Genomic DNA, 16,881 nt, shown 5'->3' with positions numbered 1-16,881 from the left:
AAGCCATTGCCCATATGGATGCGGATGTCATCACCATTGAAACCTCACGTTCCGATATGGAGCTGTTGGACGTGTTCGAGGAATTTGAATACCCGAACGAAATCGGCCCCGGTGTGTACGATATTCACTCCCCGAACATCCCCGCTCAGGAGCAGATCATCGCCCTGATGAATAAGGCAGCCGAGCGCATCCCGGCTGAGCGTCTGTGGGTGAACCCGGACTGCGGTCTGAAAACACGGCATTGGGAAGAAGTGATCCCGGCTTTGAGCAATATGGTTGCCGCTGCGAAAACTCTGCGCGCCCAGGCCGGCTGATACGTTGTCTAGCATTTGCCGGCCCCCGGTTCGTGGTGGGCGTTTGTCCGGGTGACCGGCCCTATTGACGCGAACCGGGGCGTCGCTTATCTTGGGTTTAATATCCGGCGCAGCCACAATATGTAGTGGTTGTGACAACAGGGAACCCGGTTTGAATCCGGGACTGTCGCGCAGCGGTATCGGGGAACGAAGGTCACACGCAGGCACTGTCCGTCAGGATGGGAAGCCGTGATCCAAGGTGAAGCGTCCAGATTTTCCAGTGGACACTTCGTGCCCCCAAGTCCGAATACCTGCCGGAAGGGCATCTTGCGATGTCCATAACCCGGGCCTCGCGTCAAGGTCACAGGGTGGAGCGTGTCCTTTGATGGACCTATGCTCCGTCCCTTGATTCTCCGCAGGCCTCCATGACAACAGCACCACTGGAGGTCCCATGCATTTTGAAGCAACCAGCATCGAACCGGCCAAGCCGGCGTCTACATCCTTTTCCCCGAACAACAATCTGCTGACCGAACCGTCTGAAGCCGCTGGCCGATATCAGGTGATTCGCCGCAACGGCAAACTGACACCCTTCGACGCGTCCAAGATCCAAGTTGCTATGACCAAGGCTTTCCTTGCCGTAGAAGGCGGCAAGGCCGCCAACTCGAGTCGCATCCATGAAACCGTCGCGCAGCTGACCGATGAAGTTGGTTCCGCGCTGTTCCGGCGTCTGCCGGACGGCGGCAGCGTGCACATCGAGGATATCCAGGATCAGGTGGAACTGGCACTGATGCGCAGCGGTCATCAGAAGATCGCGCGTGCCTATGTGCTGTACCGCGAGGAGCATGCACGCCTGCGTGATGCCGAGTCGAAACAGAATACCGCGGCTAAAGTACAAGGTGACTTGATGGTCACCCAGGCGGACGGCAGCAGGAGCCCATTGGACTCTGCGTGGCTCAGTGCCCAGGTGATCGCGGCCTGTCGGGGTCTTGATGACGTCAGCCCGGATGCCGTACTGAGTGAGGCTCGGCGCAACCTGCATGATGGCATCGCTGCAAGGGATGTCGCCGGCGCACTGGTGCTGAGCGCGAGGGTGCTGATCGATCAGGAGCCGAACTACAGCTTCGTTGCTGCGCGGCTGCTGTTGCAGTCACTGCGCATGGAAGTGCTGACCACGCTGGATCTGGTTCACGAAGCCGGCGCCGAATGGGACGCCCTTTACCCCGATGTCTTCGCCGATGGCGTCCGCCAGGCCATTGAATACCAGTTGCTAGACCCGGAACTGGGCCGTTTCGATCTGCAGCGGCTCGGCAGAGCACTCAAGCCGGCGCGCGACCTGCAGTTGACCTACCTGGGCCTGCAAACGCTGTACGATCGTTATTTCCTGCACCGCGATAAGCAGCGTCTGGAACTGCCGCAGACCTTTTTCATGCGCGTCGCCATGGGGTTGGCCATCCATGAAATCGACCGTGAGGAACGCGCCATCGAGTTCTACGATCTGTTGTCCTCGTTCGATTTCATGAGTTCCACGCCGACCCTGTTCAACAGCGGCACGTTGCGCCCGCAGTTGTCGTCCTGTTATCTGACCACCGTGCCCGATGACCTCGACGGAATCTACAGTGCGATCCGCGACAATGCCTTGTTGTCCAAGTTTGCTGGCGGTCTGGGAAACGACTGGACGCGGGTGCGCGGGCTCGGTGCGCATATCAAGGGCACCAACGGTGCCTCCCAGGGCGTCGTTCCCTTCCTGAAAGTGGCCAACGACACCGCCGTGGCCGTCAACCAGGGTGGCAAACGCAAGGGTGCGGTGTGCGCTTATCTCGAAACCTGGCACATCGACTTCGAAGAATTTCTCGACCTGCGCAAGAACACCGGCGACGAACGTCGCCGTACCCACGATATGAACACCGCCACCTGGGTGCCCGATCTGTTTATGCAACGCGTCGCGGAAGAGGCACAGTGGACCTTGTTCTCACCGGACGAGACGCCAGAGCTGCACGAGCTGACCGGCCGCGCCTTTCGCGAAGCCTATGAAGCCTGTGAGGCCCGAGCCGACCGGGGCGAGATCAAGGTTTGGAAACGTCTTCCCGCGATAGCCTTGTGGCGCAAGCTGTTGACCCAGTTGTTCGAAACCGGTCATCCCTGGATCACTTTCAAGGATCCCTGCAACCTGCGTTATACCAACCAGCATCTGGGCGTGGTCCACAGCTCCAACTTGTGCACTGAAATTACCCTGCATACCAACGACAAGGAGATTGCGGTATGCAACTTGGGCTCGGTGAATCTGGCGGCGCACGTTGACGAAAACGGACTGGATACCGACAAGCTGGCGCGGACCGTTACCACCGCAATGCGAATGCTCGACAACGTCATCGACTACAACTACTACAGTGTGCCGCAGGCGCGTCATTCGAATCTGCGCCATCGACCCGTGGGCCTGGGCTTGATGGGCTTTCAGGATGCGTTGTACCAACTGGATATTGCCTATGCCTCGGAAGAGGCGGTGGAATTCGCGGACCGTTCGATGGAGGCGCTGTCGTACTACGCGATTCGTGCCTCGTCCGATCTTGCCGAAGAGCGTGGCTGCTATGCCAGCTACAAGGGTTCGTTGTGGAGCCAAGGCATCCTGCCCATCGACTCGATGGCAATGGTTCGCCGGGAGCGCGGCGGTTTTGTCGAGGTGGACGAATCGGTAACACTGGACTGGGACGCTCTGCGAGAGCGGGTGAAGCGCAAAGGCATGCGCAACTCCAACTGTCTGGCCATCGCGCCGACCGCGACCATATCCAATATCGTGGGGGTCTCCCAGTCCATCGAGCCGACCTACCAGAACCTGTTCGTCAAATCCAACCTCTCCGGTGAGTTCACGGTGGTCAACCCGCATCTGGTGCGCGACCTCAAGGCGCAGGGCCTGTGGGATGCGGTGATGGTGCACGACCTCAAGTACTACGACGGCTCAGTGGCCGCCATCGATCGGGTGCCGCCGGAGTTGAAGCGGAAGTACGCCTGCGCGTTCGAGATGGATACGCGCTGGCTCATCGAGGCGGCAAGCCGGCGGCAGAAATGGATCGACCAGGCGCAGTCGCTCAACCTGTACCTGGCCGAATCCAGCGGGAAGAAACTCGATGTCTTATACAAGTTGGCCTGGGTGCGCGGCCTGAAGACCACCTATTACTTGCGCACCCTGGGTGCTACCCACGTGGAGAAGCTGTCCACCAACGTGGATAACGCCGCCGAGTCCGATATGGATAGCGCGCCCGTCAAGGTCTGCTCCATCCTGGCTCCTGAATGCGAAGCCTGCCAATGATCACTAACCAGGAGAAATCACCCATGTTGAATTGGGATGATCCGCTGGGCACACAGGAACCCTGTGCCGACCGTAACGATGGCCTCTCCGCCCGGCCATCCACCGAGTCACACCCAGCCGTGATACAGGTCACCCTCGACAACCTGAACCCAGCGGCGATGCATGGGGAAGACGCGATGGTGGCTGCTGCGCCGGTGCGTGCCGAGGACAAGCGCGTCATCAACGGTCAGACGGATATCAATCAACTGGCGCCGTTCAAGTATCCTTGGGCTTGGAAGTACTTCCTCAACGCCAACAAGAACCACTGGACGCCGTTGGATATCAACATGGCGCAGGATATCCAGGACTATCATCATCGGCTGACGCCGGTGGAACGTCACGTCTACGAAAACGTGCTGGCCTATCTGACGACCTCTGACATTCTTGCCATGCGCAACATCGGGCTGGCGGTGATGGAAAAGATGAGCGCGCCTGAATTACAAATTTATCAGGCGCGACAGGTCTACGAAGAGGCGCTGCATACCTGGACCTACCAGCACTGCATCGAATCCATTGGCATGGACCAGGGCGAAATCTACAACCGCTACCGGGTAGTGCCGGCGATCCATGGCAAGATTCGCATCGCCAACCGGCGGCTGGAATCCATCCTACGGCCGGACATCGATTTGCGTGACCCGGACGAACTCGAAAACTTCGTCATGGCCTACGTCTTCTTCGCAGCGGTGTTCGAAGGTTGCTGGTTCTATAACGGTTTCAGCCCGATCTTCGCCCTGCAGCGGCGCGGCCTGATGAAGGGTACGGCGGAACAGTTGCAATACATCATGCGCGACGAGGTCATGCACGCCGGCTTCGGTATCCGCACCGTGCGCCAGATTTTGGAAGAAAACCACCTGACGCTGGAGGATCAGGCCCTGCGCGAGATGTGGGACGAGGCCGAGGCAAGTGAGGCGGCCTACGCCCGTTACATACTCCGTGAACCGATCCTTGGCTATTGTGCGGATGACCATGTTGCCCAGTTCCGCTACATCGCCAACCGCCGTGCGCGCCAGCTAGGTACCAGTGAGCCTTTTCCCGGCGCAAACTGCGCGCTGCCCTGGCTCGACGAGCAATCGAATATCCGCAAGGAAAAGAACTTCTTTGAGACTCGCGTCACCGAGTACCAAACGGGCTCGACGTTGAGTTGGGAATAATCAGAATCGTTCTTCATGTCAATGCTTCCGCCAAACGAGCGGCCGGTATTACCACAATTCCTTGGGGCCGACCGGGACGATACCGGAAGGATTCAGTGCCCGAATAGAGTAGTATCCCGTTGCAATGTGCTCTGGCGAGACTGTTTCCGCAATGCCCGGCAGCTCATAGATACGCTTTAGGTATGCAGTGATATTCCCATAGTCGCGCAGCTGGCGAAGATTGGTCTTGAAAAGCCCGTGATATGCGAGATCGAAGCGGATCAAGGTGACAAATGCTCGAACATCCGCCTCGGTAAGACGGTCGCCAACCAGGTAGTCTTGATTGTCGAGTCGCCGACTAATCCAGTCCAGACTATCAAACACCTCTTGAACGGCTCGCTCATAGGCTATCTGGGTTGTCGCAAAACCGGCACGATAGACGCCGTTGTTGAAATGCTCGTAAAGACGATCATTGACCTCGTCGATTTGCGAACGCAGGTCCATCGGGTAGAGATCGATGCTTTCCCGCGCCAGGCTGCCAAATCCGTCATTGAGCATACGGATGATCTCGGATGATTCGTTGTTGACGATCGTTTCTTGATGCTTGTCCCAAAGCACCGGGACGGTGATCTGACCGGTGTAATCGGATTTGGCGCGCAGGTAAATCTGGTAAAGATATTCAGCGCCGTACAGCGGATCTGACTGGATTCCGGGAATGACACTTTTATCGTCTCCAAAGCGCCAGACCTTCTCAGTCGGGCGGGGGGCCAGCACAGTAACCGAAATAGCCTCTTCCAGGCCCTTGAGTTTGCGAGTCATTAATGTGCGCGAGGCCCAGGGGCAAATCAGCGCAACATATAGGTGGTAGCGGCCGGGTTCAGCGACGAACCCACCTTCACCGGTAGGTCCCGGGCTACCATCAATCGTGATCCAGTTGCGAAATTGGGATTGCTCACGAACAAATCCGCCTTCATCGTCGGTTCCCTGTACGGGGTGAAAATCTTTCGCCCATTGGCCATTAATTAACATTTTGAATCTCCTAACAATATTCTTTCTCAAGTTAAGCCGGGACAAAGCATCCCGGCTTGGTCGAACTGATGCATATAAACTCAGTCTTTGGCTAACATGGCATCGAGTGAACCCCGGCCAGCACCGCTGATGACAAGAGCAACCGATGCAGCCAGTAAGGCCAGACCAAATTCGTAGCCGTTATTGCTCATGAACAACCCGTTACCGATATGCACGGCAAGGATGGCGACGATCATCGTAAAGGCGAGTACTGCCGCTGCGGGGCGAACCAGCAGACCCAGGATCAGGGCTAGGCCGCCAAAAAACTCGGCGCTGCCGGCGAGTAATGCCATAAGATAGCCGGGGTTAAGGCTAATCGAGGCCATCCATTGACCCGTACCTTCCAGACCATACCCACCAAACCAACCGAACAGTTTTTGTGCGCCGTGCGCGACAAAGATGATGCCGACCGGGATACGCAGAGCCGATTGGCTCAAACTGGTTTCGGTTGCCATAACTTTTTTCACTAACGTTTTCATAGTTTCACCTCTAAAGTTTCACAGTAGTTACTTGGTTTCAGCCGGAGTCTGATCCATGTGAATGAAGGCAAGACCACCGGCTTGGAGTGGTTGCCAGTCAGTGACATACGTTGATCAATACACCTATCTGTCTGTCTAGGCGTCCTGCATCCAGGTTGGCGCGATGTGTGTGCCAAGGCCTGCGCTCTATTCGAGATAGGGATTCAGGCCGGCCGGCGGCTCCAGATAACGCGCATTTCTCAGTCCGCCGGCGTCCATCGTTGAAAATCCCATGCTTTCGGCCACGGTATGAACCTTGTCCTTGCCCTGCTCGCTGTCTCCGGCGATGAATAGGGTCGCCCTGCGGCCGTCACCGAAATCGCCGCCCTTGGCCAGAACTTGGGGGAAGATGGTGTTGAAGGCCTTGACGACATCTACGCCAGCTACGGCTTTGGCGATATCGCGGGCGGCGACAGTGACCTGGTGGCCCGCAAGGGACCGTTGTGTAACGAAGGCCGAACCCATATTTCCGGCTCCGATGGCAGTAATTTTCAGGGCGGATTTCCTGGTTCTAACAGTGTCCAAAAAGTCGTCCTCCGGTGGACTCGGCGTGTCCCGAGTACGAGTAATACTTTACTTATTCAGAAAAACGAGATAAATAATCAATTAAGAAATAAACTATACCGAAATTCGGAACAATGGATCGATTTCAGGAAATGCAGACTTTTTGTGCCGTGGTGGATGCGGGTAGCTTTGTCAAAGCCGCAGAACTTCTGCACATGTCAAAACCAGCGGTGTCTCGTCATGTGGCAGATATGGAGGCTAGGCTCGGCGTGCGACTGCTGCATCGAACCACGCGGCGGCTATCACTCACGGAAGAGGGGGCCGTGTTCCACACCCGCTGCCGTGAATTACTTTCTGGTCTTGAAGAGGCGGAATCTGAGGTCAGCTCGCGCAGTGGTGCAGCACGTGGACTCCTGCGAGTGAATGTGCCGGTGTCCTTTGGCGTCCAGACTCTCGCGCCCCTCTGGGGGGTATTCCACGATCTGTACCCTCAGGTGCGGCTCGATGTCGAACTCTTTGATCGCGTTGTGGATGTGGTTGAGGAAGGATATGACTTGGCCATCCGCATTGCCGCGCTGCCTGATTCATCCCTCATCAGCAAGCGACTGGCCAGTACACGGGTTGTTCTTTGTGCCTCACCCCAGTATCTGGAAATGTATGGCCAACCCTCGGATCCAAGCGCGCTGGGTGCGCATCAAATCATTGGATACAGCTATTGGTTGGGTGGCGATACCTGGGAGTTTGACGGTCCTGAGGGTCCGGTCAGCGTCAAGGTTGACCCATGGATGACGACGAACAACGGTGACACATGCCGGGCGGTTGCACTGGCACATCAGGGGATCATTCTACATCCAACGTTTTTGATCGGGGACGATCTGGAAGCTGGCAGACTGGTGGAAATACTTCCCGAGTACCGTTCAATTGAATTGGGTATCTATGCGGTCTACCCAACGCGCAAACACGTCGCACCCAAAGTTCGTGCACTCGTTAATTTTCTTGAAGAGAAATTATCAGATCTTGAATGATGCTCATTGTGCAGCGTCTGGAAAGTTTCCATCCCGACTGGACGCTCTGTGACGTGGCACCGAATTAATTGGTTAAGGACGGTGCCCCTGTGGATGACTGGAGACTTGAGAGTCATTCGTACGTGCTGAGATTCGCATCATGGATGCGCAGGTATTCCGAACTACCAGGATGGGGATAGTAAAGTTCCGGTTGATGTGTGGCAGCGTTTTTTGGCCAACCTTTATGGCGATTAGCAGCAATTTTTGAACATGTCTGCGAACGCCAGGGTTTCAATGTGGTCAAGGAGGAGACAATGATGCGGGGTGGCGTACCACTTAGACGTTTTGCCATCGAAGTTCATGTAGCACCCAACGCCTGGCGCAGCCCCCGAAAGCGTTTACGGTACTGAGTGGGCGTCACGCCAACTTTACGGCGGAACAAGCGCCCGAAAAAGGCGGCGTCTTCGTATCCGACTTCTTGCGCGACTGCTTCGACGGGCTCATCGCTGCTTTCCAACAGCTGTTTGGCTTCTTCAAGACGCAGTGTGTGCACATACTCGATGGGTGCCATTCCGGTTGCTTGTTTGAACCGGCGACTGAACGTGCGTTCACTCAAACCGCTGAACTGAATCATGGTGGCGACCGGTGAAGGCTCTTCATAGTGCTCTGCGATCCAGCTCTGACAGCGTGCAACAACCGCATCGTCCACCTGGCGGTTGCGTGCCAATGCCGCATACGGTAGCTGCCCCACATCATGCCAGTCGATCAGGAACAGCTTGGCGATGTGCATGGCCTCATCCACACCGACCAACCTTGCCACCAGATACAGCGCCAGATCCTCCCACGACGTGCCGCCCCCGGCCATGATGAGGCGCCCACCCTCACCGCTGACCACCAGCGCACGATTCGGAAAGACCTGCACCCCCGGGTAACTCGCCAGGGCGTCGCAATAGGCCCAGTGGGTGGTTGCCTCAGTACCCTCTAACAGCCCGGTCTCTGCAAGCAGCATGGCCCCGGAACACGCCGTGGCGACAATCGCACCGGCCTCATAGCAGCGGCGTAGCCAGGCAATCTCTACTTGGTGGGATTCCGTCAACGCTGCACCTGGCGCCACCGCAACTTCGGGTACGCACACCACATCCGGAGTCGTCCCGTCGTCCTCGTCTGGCATGATCTGAACGCCGTTAGCGATCTCCAACGGGCCCGGTCCTCTGAGCGACACCACCCGCGGATCGAGCACCGATTCGCCTTCTCTACCCTCCACCAGACCCGCCCAGTCACGCCCAGCAGAAGCGAAAACATCGAACATGCCGTACAGGGTCGAGGCAGCAACTTCGGGAATAACCAACAGTGCGATACGGGGTTTTCGATGGTGCATGGCAAAAATGACCGGATTTCGTCTTTTTCCGCTTGAGTGTAGCGGGGCGCCAGATTGGATACTACCCGCAACTTGGGCCGGCGAGACCCAGACCCACGAATCTCACGATACTGGAGAACATCATGACGACCGCACAACTAAACCCATCCAGCCCGGCATTCGATGACAACCGCCAGGCCGCATTCGAGAACCGTTTTATGCAGGCGTTAAATGAAGGAGGGATGCTCCAGCTGGTTTCTCTCGGCCACCGGACCGGGCTCTTCAATCACATGGCCGACGGCAAACCCATGACCTGTAGCGAACTCACCCGTCGCAGCAAACTGAACGAGCGCTACGTGCGCGAATGGCTCGGTGGCCTGACGGTCTCAGGTATTGTGGATCATGACGCCAATACCATGACCTACCGATTACCCCCCGAGCACGCCTCGCTGCTCACCGATAGCGGCGACGCGAATCTGGCCGTGTTTGCTCAGTATGTTCCGTTACTGGGCCAAGTTGAGGATGATGTTCTCGACAGTTTTCATCACGGCAAGGGCGTGCCCTACGACAAGTATCGCCGCTTTCACGAAGTCATGGCGGAAGACAGTGGCCAGACGGTGCTGCCTGCATTGTTCGACGCCATTCTTCCGTTGGCGCCCGAGCTGACGGAACGCCTGGAATCCGGTATCCACGTGCTCGATCTGGGTTGTGGTCGCGGCATGGCGCTGATGAAAATGGCCGAGCGGTTTCCTGCCAGTCACTTTAAAGGCTACGACTTATCGCAAGAGGCCATTGCCTGGGCGCGCGAGCGCGCCAGTGAGCGCGGGTTAAAAAATATCGCGTTCGAAATCAGAGATCTGTCGGACTTCGACGTAACCGCAGATACCGAGAAATTCGATTGCGTGACAACCTTCGATGCCATCCATGACCAGGCAAAACCGCTGAATCTGCTGCAAGGCATACGGCGCACCCTCAAGTCTGATGGCGTGTATCTGGCGCAGGATATCCACGCGTCAAGCCACCACCATCATGACCGTGAGCATCCCCTGGGGACACTGCTCTATACCGTCTCGATCATGCATTGCATGAGCGTATCCCTGGCACAAGATGGCGAAGGGCTGGGCACCATGTGGGGGCGGGAACGCGCCCGCGACTACTTCACCCGGGCAGGTTTCAGGAGTATCGAAGTACACCAGTTGCCGCATGACATACAGAATGATTACTGGGTATTGCGGCCATGACATCGCAAGCCGGCCCCATTCGTCCCACACCAGCGACGGCCTCAGGAAAAATCAATGTTCGAGCTGGCACGGTTAAAGTCGGCGAGACCCTAGTGGAATTGATCGACCAGGCCGGTGAGCGTCGGTCCCACAGGATAGGGATGAGCGAAGGCCCCGGCGTGAAGCACAAGGACGTTGCCCACGACACCAGGCAAGGGTAGCGCTCGGCTGTCGGTTTGGCTTGAGAGGATGACATCCGCACCGGGTTCCAAAGCTGCACCGTGTCGCGCTTGCTGAAAAAAATGCTCGGCAACTGGCGTTCGTCTGGGTTAAAAACAGGGATTGATCGAACGTTTTCGGTATTGCGACCATGCGTCCCCTGATCCTGTTAATAATGCTCACTGGCGCCAGTACATCGTACGGTGACACCTTGGCCTCAAAGCTGGTCGAGGCTGCCATTGACCGGACGAATCACACGGTACGGTACGACGGTCGTTATGTGGTGATCGATTATCCCAACGGGGATGTTCCAGGCGACATCGGCGTGTGCACCGATGTCGTCATTCGCGCCTATCGCCAACTGGGTATCGACCTGCAAAAACGCGTGCACGAGGATATTGGGGCCCATTTCGATTCCTATCCATCACGCCGAATGTGGGGCCTGACCCGTGCCGACCGCAATATCGATCATCGCCGGGTGCCTAATCTGCAAACCTTCTTTAGCCGGCACGGCGAGGTGCTTGCCATCACCCGTCAGCCCGGCAGCTATGAACCGGGCGATCTGGTGACCTGGATGCTGCCGGGCAACCTGCCCCACATCGGTATCGTTACCGACAGAACCAGTCTCACTAGCGGCCATCCGTTGATCGTCCACAATATCGGCGCCGGGCCAACACTCGATGACGTACTGTTCAGCTATCGGATCACCGGCCATTATCGGTATCTGCCTGAGTGAGCGGACTGGGCCTGGCCCAGTGGGTTGTTGATCTTGTGGGCGCCGCCAAGGCGATCGTTAAGCCGCTCGGCAAAGTAGAGCGGGCTTGACGAACCGACCCTTTTCATCGGGCCCGGTCATGAAGGAGTTGATCAATTCTTCGGCCATATCGCACGCTCCGTTTGTCACCGACGCTTTCTAGCGGATGTTGCCGCGGACGTCGAGACCGGATGGCTGTCCCGCGCCGCGGTTTGACCAGTGTCATCGGCGGGGTGACCGGGGCAGGATAAAGTTCTTTAATGATTCCACAGACTCAGGGATGACAGCGATGAGAACTGACCTTGCGGCGATTGCGGCCTTGGCCATTTCCGGCGCGGCCCATGCCCAGAGCGCGGATATAGAGCCCGTGCCGCTGCCGGTGGATGCCGAAAACATCGAACTCACCGGCACTTGGCACTATTCGACCGCCAATCACCAGGTCAGCGGTTTTTGCCTACATCGCGTCGGTCGACCGCTGCGATGCGGTTTGGTTGCCCGAGAGTCAGCGCCGCAAGTCAATGACCGATGGCGGAAAAAACGATAATTGTGACAACAAAAAGCAGAATAATTTCATTTGTCCCGCCGACTGGTTTGCACGAGTAGCCCGACCTATTTTGAACAAATCGTCGATAATAAGAATAAAAAATCATTATCACTATATTTGGTGCTTTTTTCCCTCTATTCATGAGGGCTTCCGACCAAGCGCTTGGTCGGTTGTCACTGTTTACAGTGGGTGAATGTGCTACGTATCACTGTCGCTTTTTTCCAGTGATCATTGCTTTGATCAGCGACTCTTCGTGTTGCACGCTGGCAAAGATAACTCCAGTGATATGCAGGGCGATCAACAGTAGCAGGAAGCTGACGGAGGCCTCGTGTACTTCTTCCCAGAACTCTTCCGGTTCTTCGTCCTCATCTTTTTCGTCATCTTCATACTCATCATCTTCGTCTTCATCGGCATAGGCTTGCGTCACCAGAGGGGTGCCGATGTTCTGAGCAAGAGGCCCTTTCCCTTCTTCCACTGCATACAGCTTCATACCGCTAAAGGTGACGGTGAGTAGTGTTAATAACAGGGCTAGCACCATGAGGCCGCCCAAGGGGTTATGGCCAAGATAGCGCTTCGGTTGGCCTTTCAGAACGCTGACCGTATAAGTGAGAATGGTTTTCGGAGAATAAATAAAATCACTGAATTTCGCATGTTGGCTGCCAACGAAGCCCCATACAATCCGCAAAAAAAGAAGGCTTACAATGGCGTAGCCCGAATAGGGGTGAATCCAATGCTCTTCCTCCCCGGAAAAGTAGCTGGTGATCACAAGAACGACCAAAGACCAGTGAAATAGACGGATAAATTTGTCCCATACGGTGATTTCTCGGTTCATACCAAGGCCCTTCCTGTTGGCTGGGTAATCAGATGTTCCGTAACAATGAGGTAAAGAATGACTTTTGGCATCGGGCGAATGCCATAATTGGCGCGTTTGGGACATATGCCTTAAGCATAGATTATTGAAACGGGAGGGATTTCAAGTGCCTTTTCGCCTAAGTCAAGATCATTTTGCCATGATCTTTCTGCTTTTTGTTGTGATTGCCAGCGGCGCTGATTTGATAGCTGATCTATCTCATGGGGCGGCTTCGCTTCATCTTGTTCAAGAGGCAACCATTCTGTTTCTCGCTGCCGGCGCGCTTTTGTGGATTGTATGGCGCTTGCGTAGAAACCGGTATGTGATTCAAGCCTTGAATGCAGAACTGGAATCCATCAAAGAGTTGCAGCAACCACAAGAAGTATTGGAAGCAAAGCGAAGGCTGGGAGAAGTGATTGCCACCCAGTTTGATGCGTGGCAGTTAAGTGAGAGCGAAAAGGAAGTGGGCATGCTGTTGCTGAAAGGGTTTAGTCTGAAGGAGATTGCATCACTACGCGGTACAGCGGAGAAAACCATCCGCCAACAAGCCTCAGCTGTCTATAAAAAAGCAAATCTGAGCGGTAGGCATGCTTTTGCCGCCTGGTTTATCGAGGATTTTTTATAAGAAGGGTTTCTGGTGAAGCCATGGAGCCAGAGTGATTGATTTTTAGCCCTGCGGTACTTGGCCGACTGTCTGCCTCCTCTGCGACCGAAGGGTAACTCCCGTCGGCCTGTCTTTTTTGCTGTTTTCTGTTTAAAGCAATGGTCTCTCAGTCCCGACGCTTTGTTCGTCGCCTAGCGGAAGGCGGACAACTCCCACTCCGGTATCCTGCCCCGAAACACTGAACGATCAACCCTTAACTGCTTGTCGGGGATGGGGCTTGTTTTTTGGTATCGGCTTTGGGTTTGATCAGTCAATTCTCTTTACCCAAGGCGTTGCGCTGATAGCTGGACCCAGGGTCTTCCGACGCAGGGGGCACCCTACCTGCCCGTACCGGGTTGAGTTCAATCTAGCGGTGCACGGTGAGCAAATAGGGGTCGTCCTCTGGCGTGGCCAGTCGGTGGAGGTGGGTGGTCATTCACACGAATGCTTGGATAGCGCAATGGTATTCGCCGGAAGCATCGTTCAGCGAAAATAAGTTTCGTAGTCGGATTCGTCCAAAAGCAGTCCGCCGGATGGTTGCCCTGTTGGATGATGGGCTGGCCGCAGCCGGATAAATACAACCGTTTTTGGCAAGCTATTCGTAAAATCGGTCGAAATTGAAGAGGATCACACAACTTTGATTTCCTAAAGCCTCAGAATCAATGACTCTGACGCTTTTGGTTGAAATGGTAAAATATGAAAATTTGCAATCCAGTTGGAGTGGCCATGGGGGCGGCAGTATATGAAGGGTGAATCTCCGGCCGATCGGTCATCGGCACAGGACGAAGCCTATATGCGACGTGCGCTGGCGTTGGCCCAACGGGCAGAGTTGGCGGGTGAGGTGCCGGTGGGTGCAGTGCTGGTGGCGGATGACGCGGTGATTGGCGAAGGCTGGAACCAGCCCATTTCGCAACATGACCCTACCGCGCACGCGGAGGTGTTGGCCTTGCGCGCCGCCGGCCAACGCTTGGGCAATTACCGCCTGCCCGGTAGCTGTCTTTACGTCACGCTGGAGCCATGTCTGATGTGTGTGGGCGCTTTACTCCACGCTCGGGTGGCGCGTGTCGTTTATGGCGCCGCCGATCCCAAGACCGGGGCGGTGCATAGCGTTTACCGGTTGTTGGAAGACAACGCGCTCAATCACCAAGCATCGGCCACCGGCGGTGTTTTGCACGAGGAGTGCGCCGATTTGTTACGGGCGTTTTTTAAGAAGCGCCGCTAGGCACCCCGGCTGGATGCTGGTTTTGAGCCTCCCCTGAGCAGAGCCAGGGCAATCAGCGCCAGAACCGTAAAACCGGCGCCGGCATTGAATGTTGCTGGCGGACCCACCACATGCCAGAGCACCCCCGCAATGCTGCTGGCGGCCAGCAGCGCCAGCCCCGCGACCATGTTGAAAACGCCGAAGGCGGATCCGCGCAGCGTTGGGGGCGACGTATCGGCCACCAGGGCGGCGAGTAGTCCTTGGGTGGCACCCATGTGTAGACCCCACAGCAGTACGCCGCCCATCAGACCCGCTATGCCTCCCGCCGCTAACAACAGGTCCGCACCCAGGAGGCAAACCAGCCCCCCGGCGAGGATGTGCCGGCGGGGCCAACGATCCGACAAAACCCCGGCCGGATAGGACGACACGGCGTAGGCCAGGTTCATGATCACCATTACCAAGGGTACCCAGCGCAGCGCTAGGCCCACATCGGCGGCGCGTAGCAACAGGAATGCCTCGCTAAAACGTGCCAGGGTGAGCGCCAATCCCACGGCCACGACGGCCCAAAATTCACGCGGCAGTCGAAGAATGTCCCCGGCGCGAAAGGGTGGTTGGGCGCGTTCTGTGGTGAGCGGCGTGGGTGGCTCGTGAACCCAGACCAGCAAAATGAGCACTGAGATGGAGGCGGGAATGACCGCGACCCAAAAAACCGCCCGGATGTCGTCCGACAGCCAGATCATGAGTGCCATGGCCAGTAGCGGACCGGCGGCCGCGCCGATGGTATCCAGCGATTGCCTCAAGCCGTAGGCGGCGCCGCGGACTCGCGATGGTGTCAGATCACTGACCAGCGCATCCCGCGGCGCGCCCCGGATCCCTTTGCCCACGCGATCCAGAAACCGGGCGGTGAATACAGTGGCGGCGGAGTCAGCCAATGGAAAAAGCGGTTTGGTCACCGCTGCCATGCCGTAGCCCAAAACGGCCAGGATCTTGCGCTTTCTGAGATAGTCGCTGAGGGTACCGGAGAATATCTTGATGATGGCCGCGGTGGCTTCTGCCATCCCTTCGATCAATCCCACCGTGATGGTGGAAGCGCCGATGACCGTTACCAGAAAAATCGGAAGCAGGGCATGGATCAACTCCGAGGAGATGTCCATAAACAGGCTCACCAAGCCTAAGGCCCACACCCCGGTGGGGATGGCGTGTTTCCGGCGAGTGCCTTTGAGCACGAGTGCGCTTTCCGCGCCGCGACTGATGGATGATCCGCTACCGCTGCTCGATCAACGTTTGGCTAAATTTGGCGGCGCGCTCGCTCGTGGCCAATCTCGCGATTGACCAAGTTGACCAAATCGGTCAGGCCTTCGTTGAGCAGCTCCAGCACGTCATCCGCGGTGAGAATGCCCACCAAGCCGCCGCGCTCGTTCACCACCGGCATGCGCCTGACACCCAGGCGTCGCATACGGCTCAGAGCCTCGAGCATATCTTCGTTCTCCCGCGCGGTGGCGGGATTGGGGGTCATGACGTCTTCGACCAGCAAAGTGTCAGGCGCGACCCGTTGGGCCAGTACTTCAACCACCAAGTCGCGGTCGGTTAAGATGCCGATGGGTAGATGCTCCTCACCGGCTTGTTCAACGACAATCAGATCGCCGACGTGAGAGTCGCGCATGAGGCACGCGGCGTCCGGAACGCTGGTATGTTGGTCCGTTACGATGACTTCCCGGTTGCAGTATTCGCCGATGGACATGATTCGCCTCCCGCATCAATTCCGGCTTTTGAGTTCTCATCATCGGTGATGGTCTTTTGGATTATCCTGAGCTAGATCAAGAAGCGAAGATCATGAAACCCTCTTTTCAGCCATTGCTTGCGAACGATCCTTTTGCCGATCCCGTCTTGCTGCTGGATTTTGTCTTTGCCCGCCGGGCTCTGTTGTTTGATGCGGGAGATCTGCGCGCCATTCCCACCCGCAAACTGCTGCGTGTGAGCGATGTGTTTGTGTCTCACCGGCACATGGATCATTTCGCCGATTTCGATTGGTTGCTGCGGCTCAACCTGGGCCGCCCCAAGCGTTTGCGGGTGTACGGGCCGGAAGGATTGGTGGACGCTATCGGCCACAAACTGGCCGCGTACAGTTGGAATCTGGTGGCCAACTACGCCGAGGCGATGGAGGTGGAAGCCATCGAAATGCTTTCAAGCGCCTCCGCCCGTCGGGTGCTGTTTCGTTGTCAAAACCGCTTTC

Annotated in this window: 17 protein-coding genes and 1 riboswitch; of the genes, 10 read left to right on the top strand and 7 right to left on the bottom strand. The window is 56.7% G+C overall.

What is annotated here, in order from left to right; all coding sequences use genetic code 11:
- From SVU69_12915 to SVU69_12905, 3 genes are all read left to right on the top strand, one after another.
- Positions 1-314 (top strand): 5-methyltetrahydropteroyltriglutamate--homocysteine S-methyltransferase (locus SVU69_12915; GenBank protein MDY6943898.1); only part of this gene is annotated, 314 nt, incomplete at its 5' end.
- An 88-nt stretch (positions 315-402) separates the two neighbouring features.
- A riboswitch (cobalamin riboswitch) is annotated at positions 403-627 on the top strand.
- A gap of 117 nt (positions 628-744) precedes the next feature.
- Entirely contained in the window at positions 745-3,597 is a 2,853-nt protein-coding gene (locus tag SVU69_12910; protein ID MDY6943897.1) for a ribonucleoside-diphosphate reductase subunit alpha, read from the top strand.
- A gap of 23 nt (positions 3,598-3,620) precedes the next feature.
- The gene (locus SVU69_12905) at positions 3,621-4,787 is read left to right on the top strand and encodes a ribonucleotide-diphosphate reductase subunit beta (GenBank protein ID MDY6943896.1); all 1,167 of its coding nucleotides are present in this window, start codon (positions 3,621-3,623) and stop codon (positions 4,785-4,787) included.
- A gap of 48 nt (positions 4,788-4,835) precedes the next feature.
- Here SVU69_12905 and SVU69_12900 read toward each other — a convergent pair whose 3' ends face one another.
- The 3 genes from SVU69_12900 to SVU69_12890 all read right to left on the bottom strand — a co-directional run bounded on the left by SVU69_12900 (position 4,836) and on the right by SVU69_12890 (position 6,847).
- Positions 4,836-5,795: a glutathione S-transferase family protein gene (locus SVU69_12900; protein MDY6943895.1), complete on the bottom strand. Its 960-nt coding sequence runs from the start codon at positions 5,793-5,795 to the stop codon at positions 4,836-4,838.
- Positions 5,796-5,875: 80 nt separating this feature from the next.
- Positions 5,876-6,313 carry a DoxX family protein gene (locus SVU69_12895; protein MDY6943894.1) on the bottom strand — a complete coding sequence of 146 codons (438 nt, stop codon included), beginning with the start codon at positions 6,311-6,313 and terminating at the stop codon, positions 5,876-5,878.
- A 186-nt stretch (positions 6,314-6,499) separates the two neighbouring features.
- Positions 6,500-6,847, bottom strand: a complete 348-nt coding sequence (locus tag SVU69_12890) for a hypothetical protein (GenBank protein MDY6943893.1) — start codon at positions 6,845-6,847, stop codon at positions 6,500-6,502.
- A gap of 143 nt (positions 6,848-6,990) precedes the next feature.
- Here SVU69_12890 and SVU69_12885 point away from each other — a divergent pair, with 143 nt between their 5' ends.
- Positions 6,991-7,881, top strand: coding sequence for a LysR family transcriptional regulator (locus SVU69_12885; GenBank protein MDY6943892.1), 891 nt, complete (start codon positions 6,991-6,993; stop codon positions 7,879-7,881).
- A 337-nt stretch (positions 7,882-8,218) separates the two neighbouring features.
- Here the strand turns inward: SVU69_12885 and SVU69_12880 are convergent, their stop codons facing one another.
- Positions 8,219-9,238: a helix-turn-helix domain-containing protein gene (locus SVU69_12880; protein MDY6943891.1), complete on the bottom strand. Its 1,020-nt coding sequence runs from the start codon at positions 9,236-9,238 to the stop codon at positions 8,219-8,221.
- A gap of 122 nt (positions 9,239-9,360) precedes the next feature.
- Here SVU69_12880 and SVU69_12875 point away from each other — a divergent pair, with 122 nt between their 5' ends.
- The 3 genes from SVU69_12875 to SVU69_12865 all read left to right on the top strand — a co-directional run bounded on the left by SVU69_12875 (position 9,361) and on the right by SVU69_12865 (position 11,954).
- Entirely contained in the window at positions 9,361-10,458 is a 1,098-nt protein-coding gene (locus SVU69_12875) for a class I SAM-dependent methyltransferase (protein ID MDY6943890.1), read from the top strand.
- A gap of 349 nt (positions 10,459-10,807) precedes the next feature.
- Positions 10,808-11,392 (top strand): DUF1287 domain-containing protein, encoded by a 585-nt coding sequence (locus SVU69_12870; GenBank protein ID MDY6943889.1) that lies wholly within the window; start codon positions 10,808-10,810, stop codon positions 11,390-11,392.
- Positions 11,393-11,699: 307 nt separating this feature from the next.
- Entirely contained in the window at positions 11,700-11,954 is a 255-nt protein-coding gene (locus SVU69_12865) for a hypothetical protein (protein ID MDY6943888.1), read from the top strand.
- Positions 11,955-12,159: 205 nt separating this feature from the next.
- Here SVU69_12865 and SVU69_12860 read toward each other — a convergent pair whose 3' ends face one another.
- The gene (locus SVU69_12860) at positions 12,160-12,786 is read right to left on the bottom strand and encodes a cytochrome b/b6 domain-containing protein (GenBank protein ID MDY6943887.1); all 627 of its coding nucleotides are present in this window, start codon (positions 12,784-12,786) and stop codon (positions 12,160-12,162) included.
- Positions 12,787-12,931: 145 nt separating this feature from the next.
- On the opposite strand from SVU69_12860, the gene SVU69_12855 reads away from it, so the two are divergent.
- Positions 12,932-13,429, top strand: a complete 498-nt coding sequence (locus SVU69_12855) for a DNA-binding response regulator (protein MDY6943886.1) — start codon at positions 12,932-12,934, stop codon at positions 13,427-13,429.
- Positions 13,430-14,189: 760 nt separating this feature from the next.
- Complete coding sequence (tadA, locus tag SVU69_12850) at positions 14,190-14,669, top strand: tRNA adenosine(34) deaminase TadA (protein ID MDY6943885.1); 480 nt, start codon at positions 14,190-14,192, stop codon at positions 14,667-14,669.
- Here the strand turns inward: tadA and SVU69_12845 are convergent.
- A complete protein-coding gene (locus SVU69_12845) occupies positions 14,666-15,874 on the bottom strand; it encodes an MFS transporter (GenBank protein MDY6943884.1) in 1,209 nt (402 codons plus the stop codon). The genes tadA and SVU69_12845 overlap by 4 nt on opposite strands.
- 62 nt (positions 15,875-15,936) lie before the next feature.
- The gene (locus tag SVU69_12840) at positions 15,937-16,389 is read right to left on the bottom strand and encodes a CBS domain-containing protein (protein MDY6943883.1); all 453 of its coding nucleotides are present in this window, start codon (positions 16,387-16,389) and stop codon (positions 15,937-15,939) included.
- 92 nt (positions 16,390-16,481) lie between these two features.
- Between SVU69_12840 and SVU69_12835 the strand changes: the two genes are divergently transcribed.
- Positions 16,482-16,881 (top strand): MBL fold metallo-hydrolase (locus tag SVU69_12835; GenBank protein MDY6943882.1); only part of this gene is annotated, 400 nt, incomplete at its 3' end.

Source organism: Pseudomonadota bacterium (genome assembly GCA_034189865.1).
Lineage (GTDB): Bacteria > Pseudomonadota > Gammaproteobacteria > UBA5335 > UBA5335 > JAXHTV01.
The sequence above is the reverse complement of the archived record's forward strand: the minus strand, read 5'-3'. Positions and strand labels throughout refer to the sequence as shown.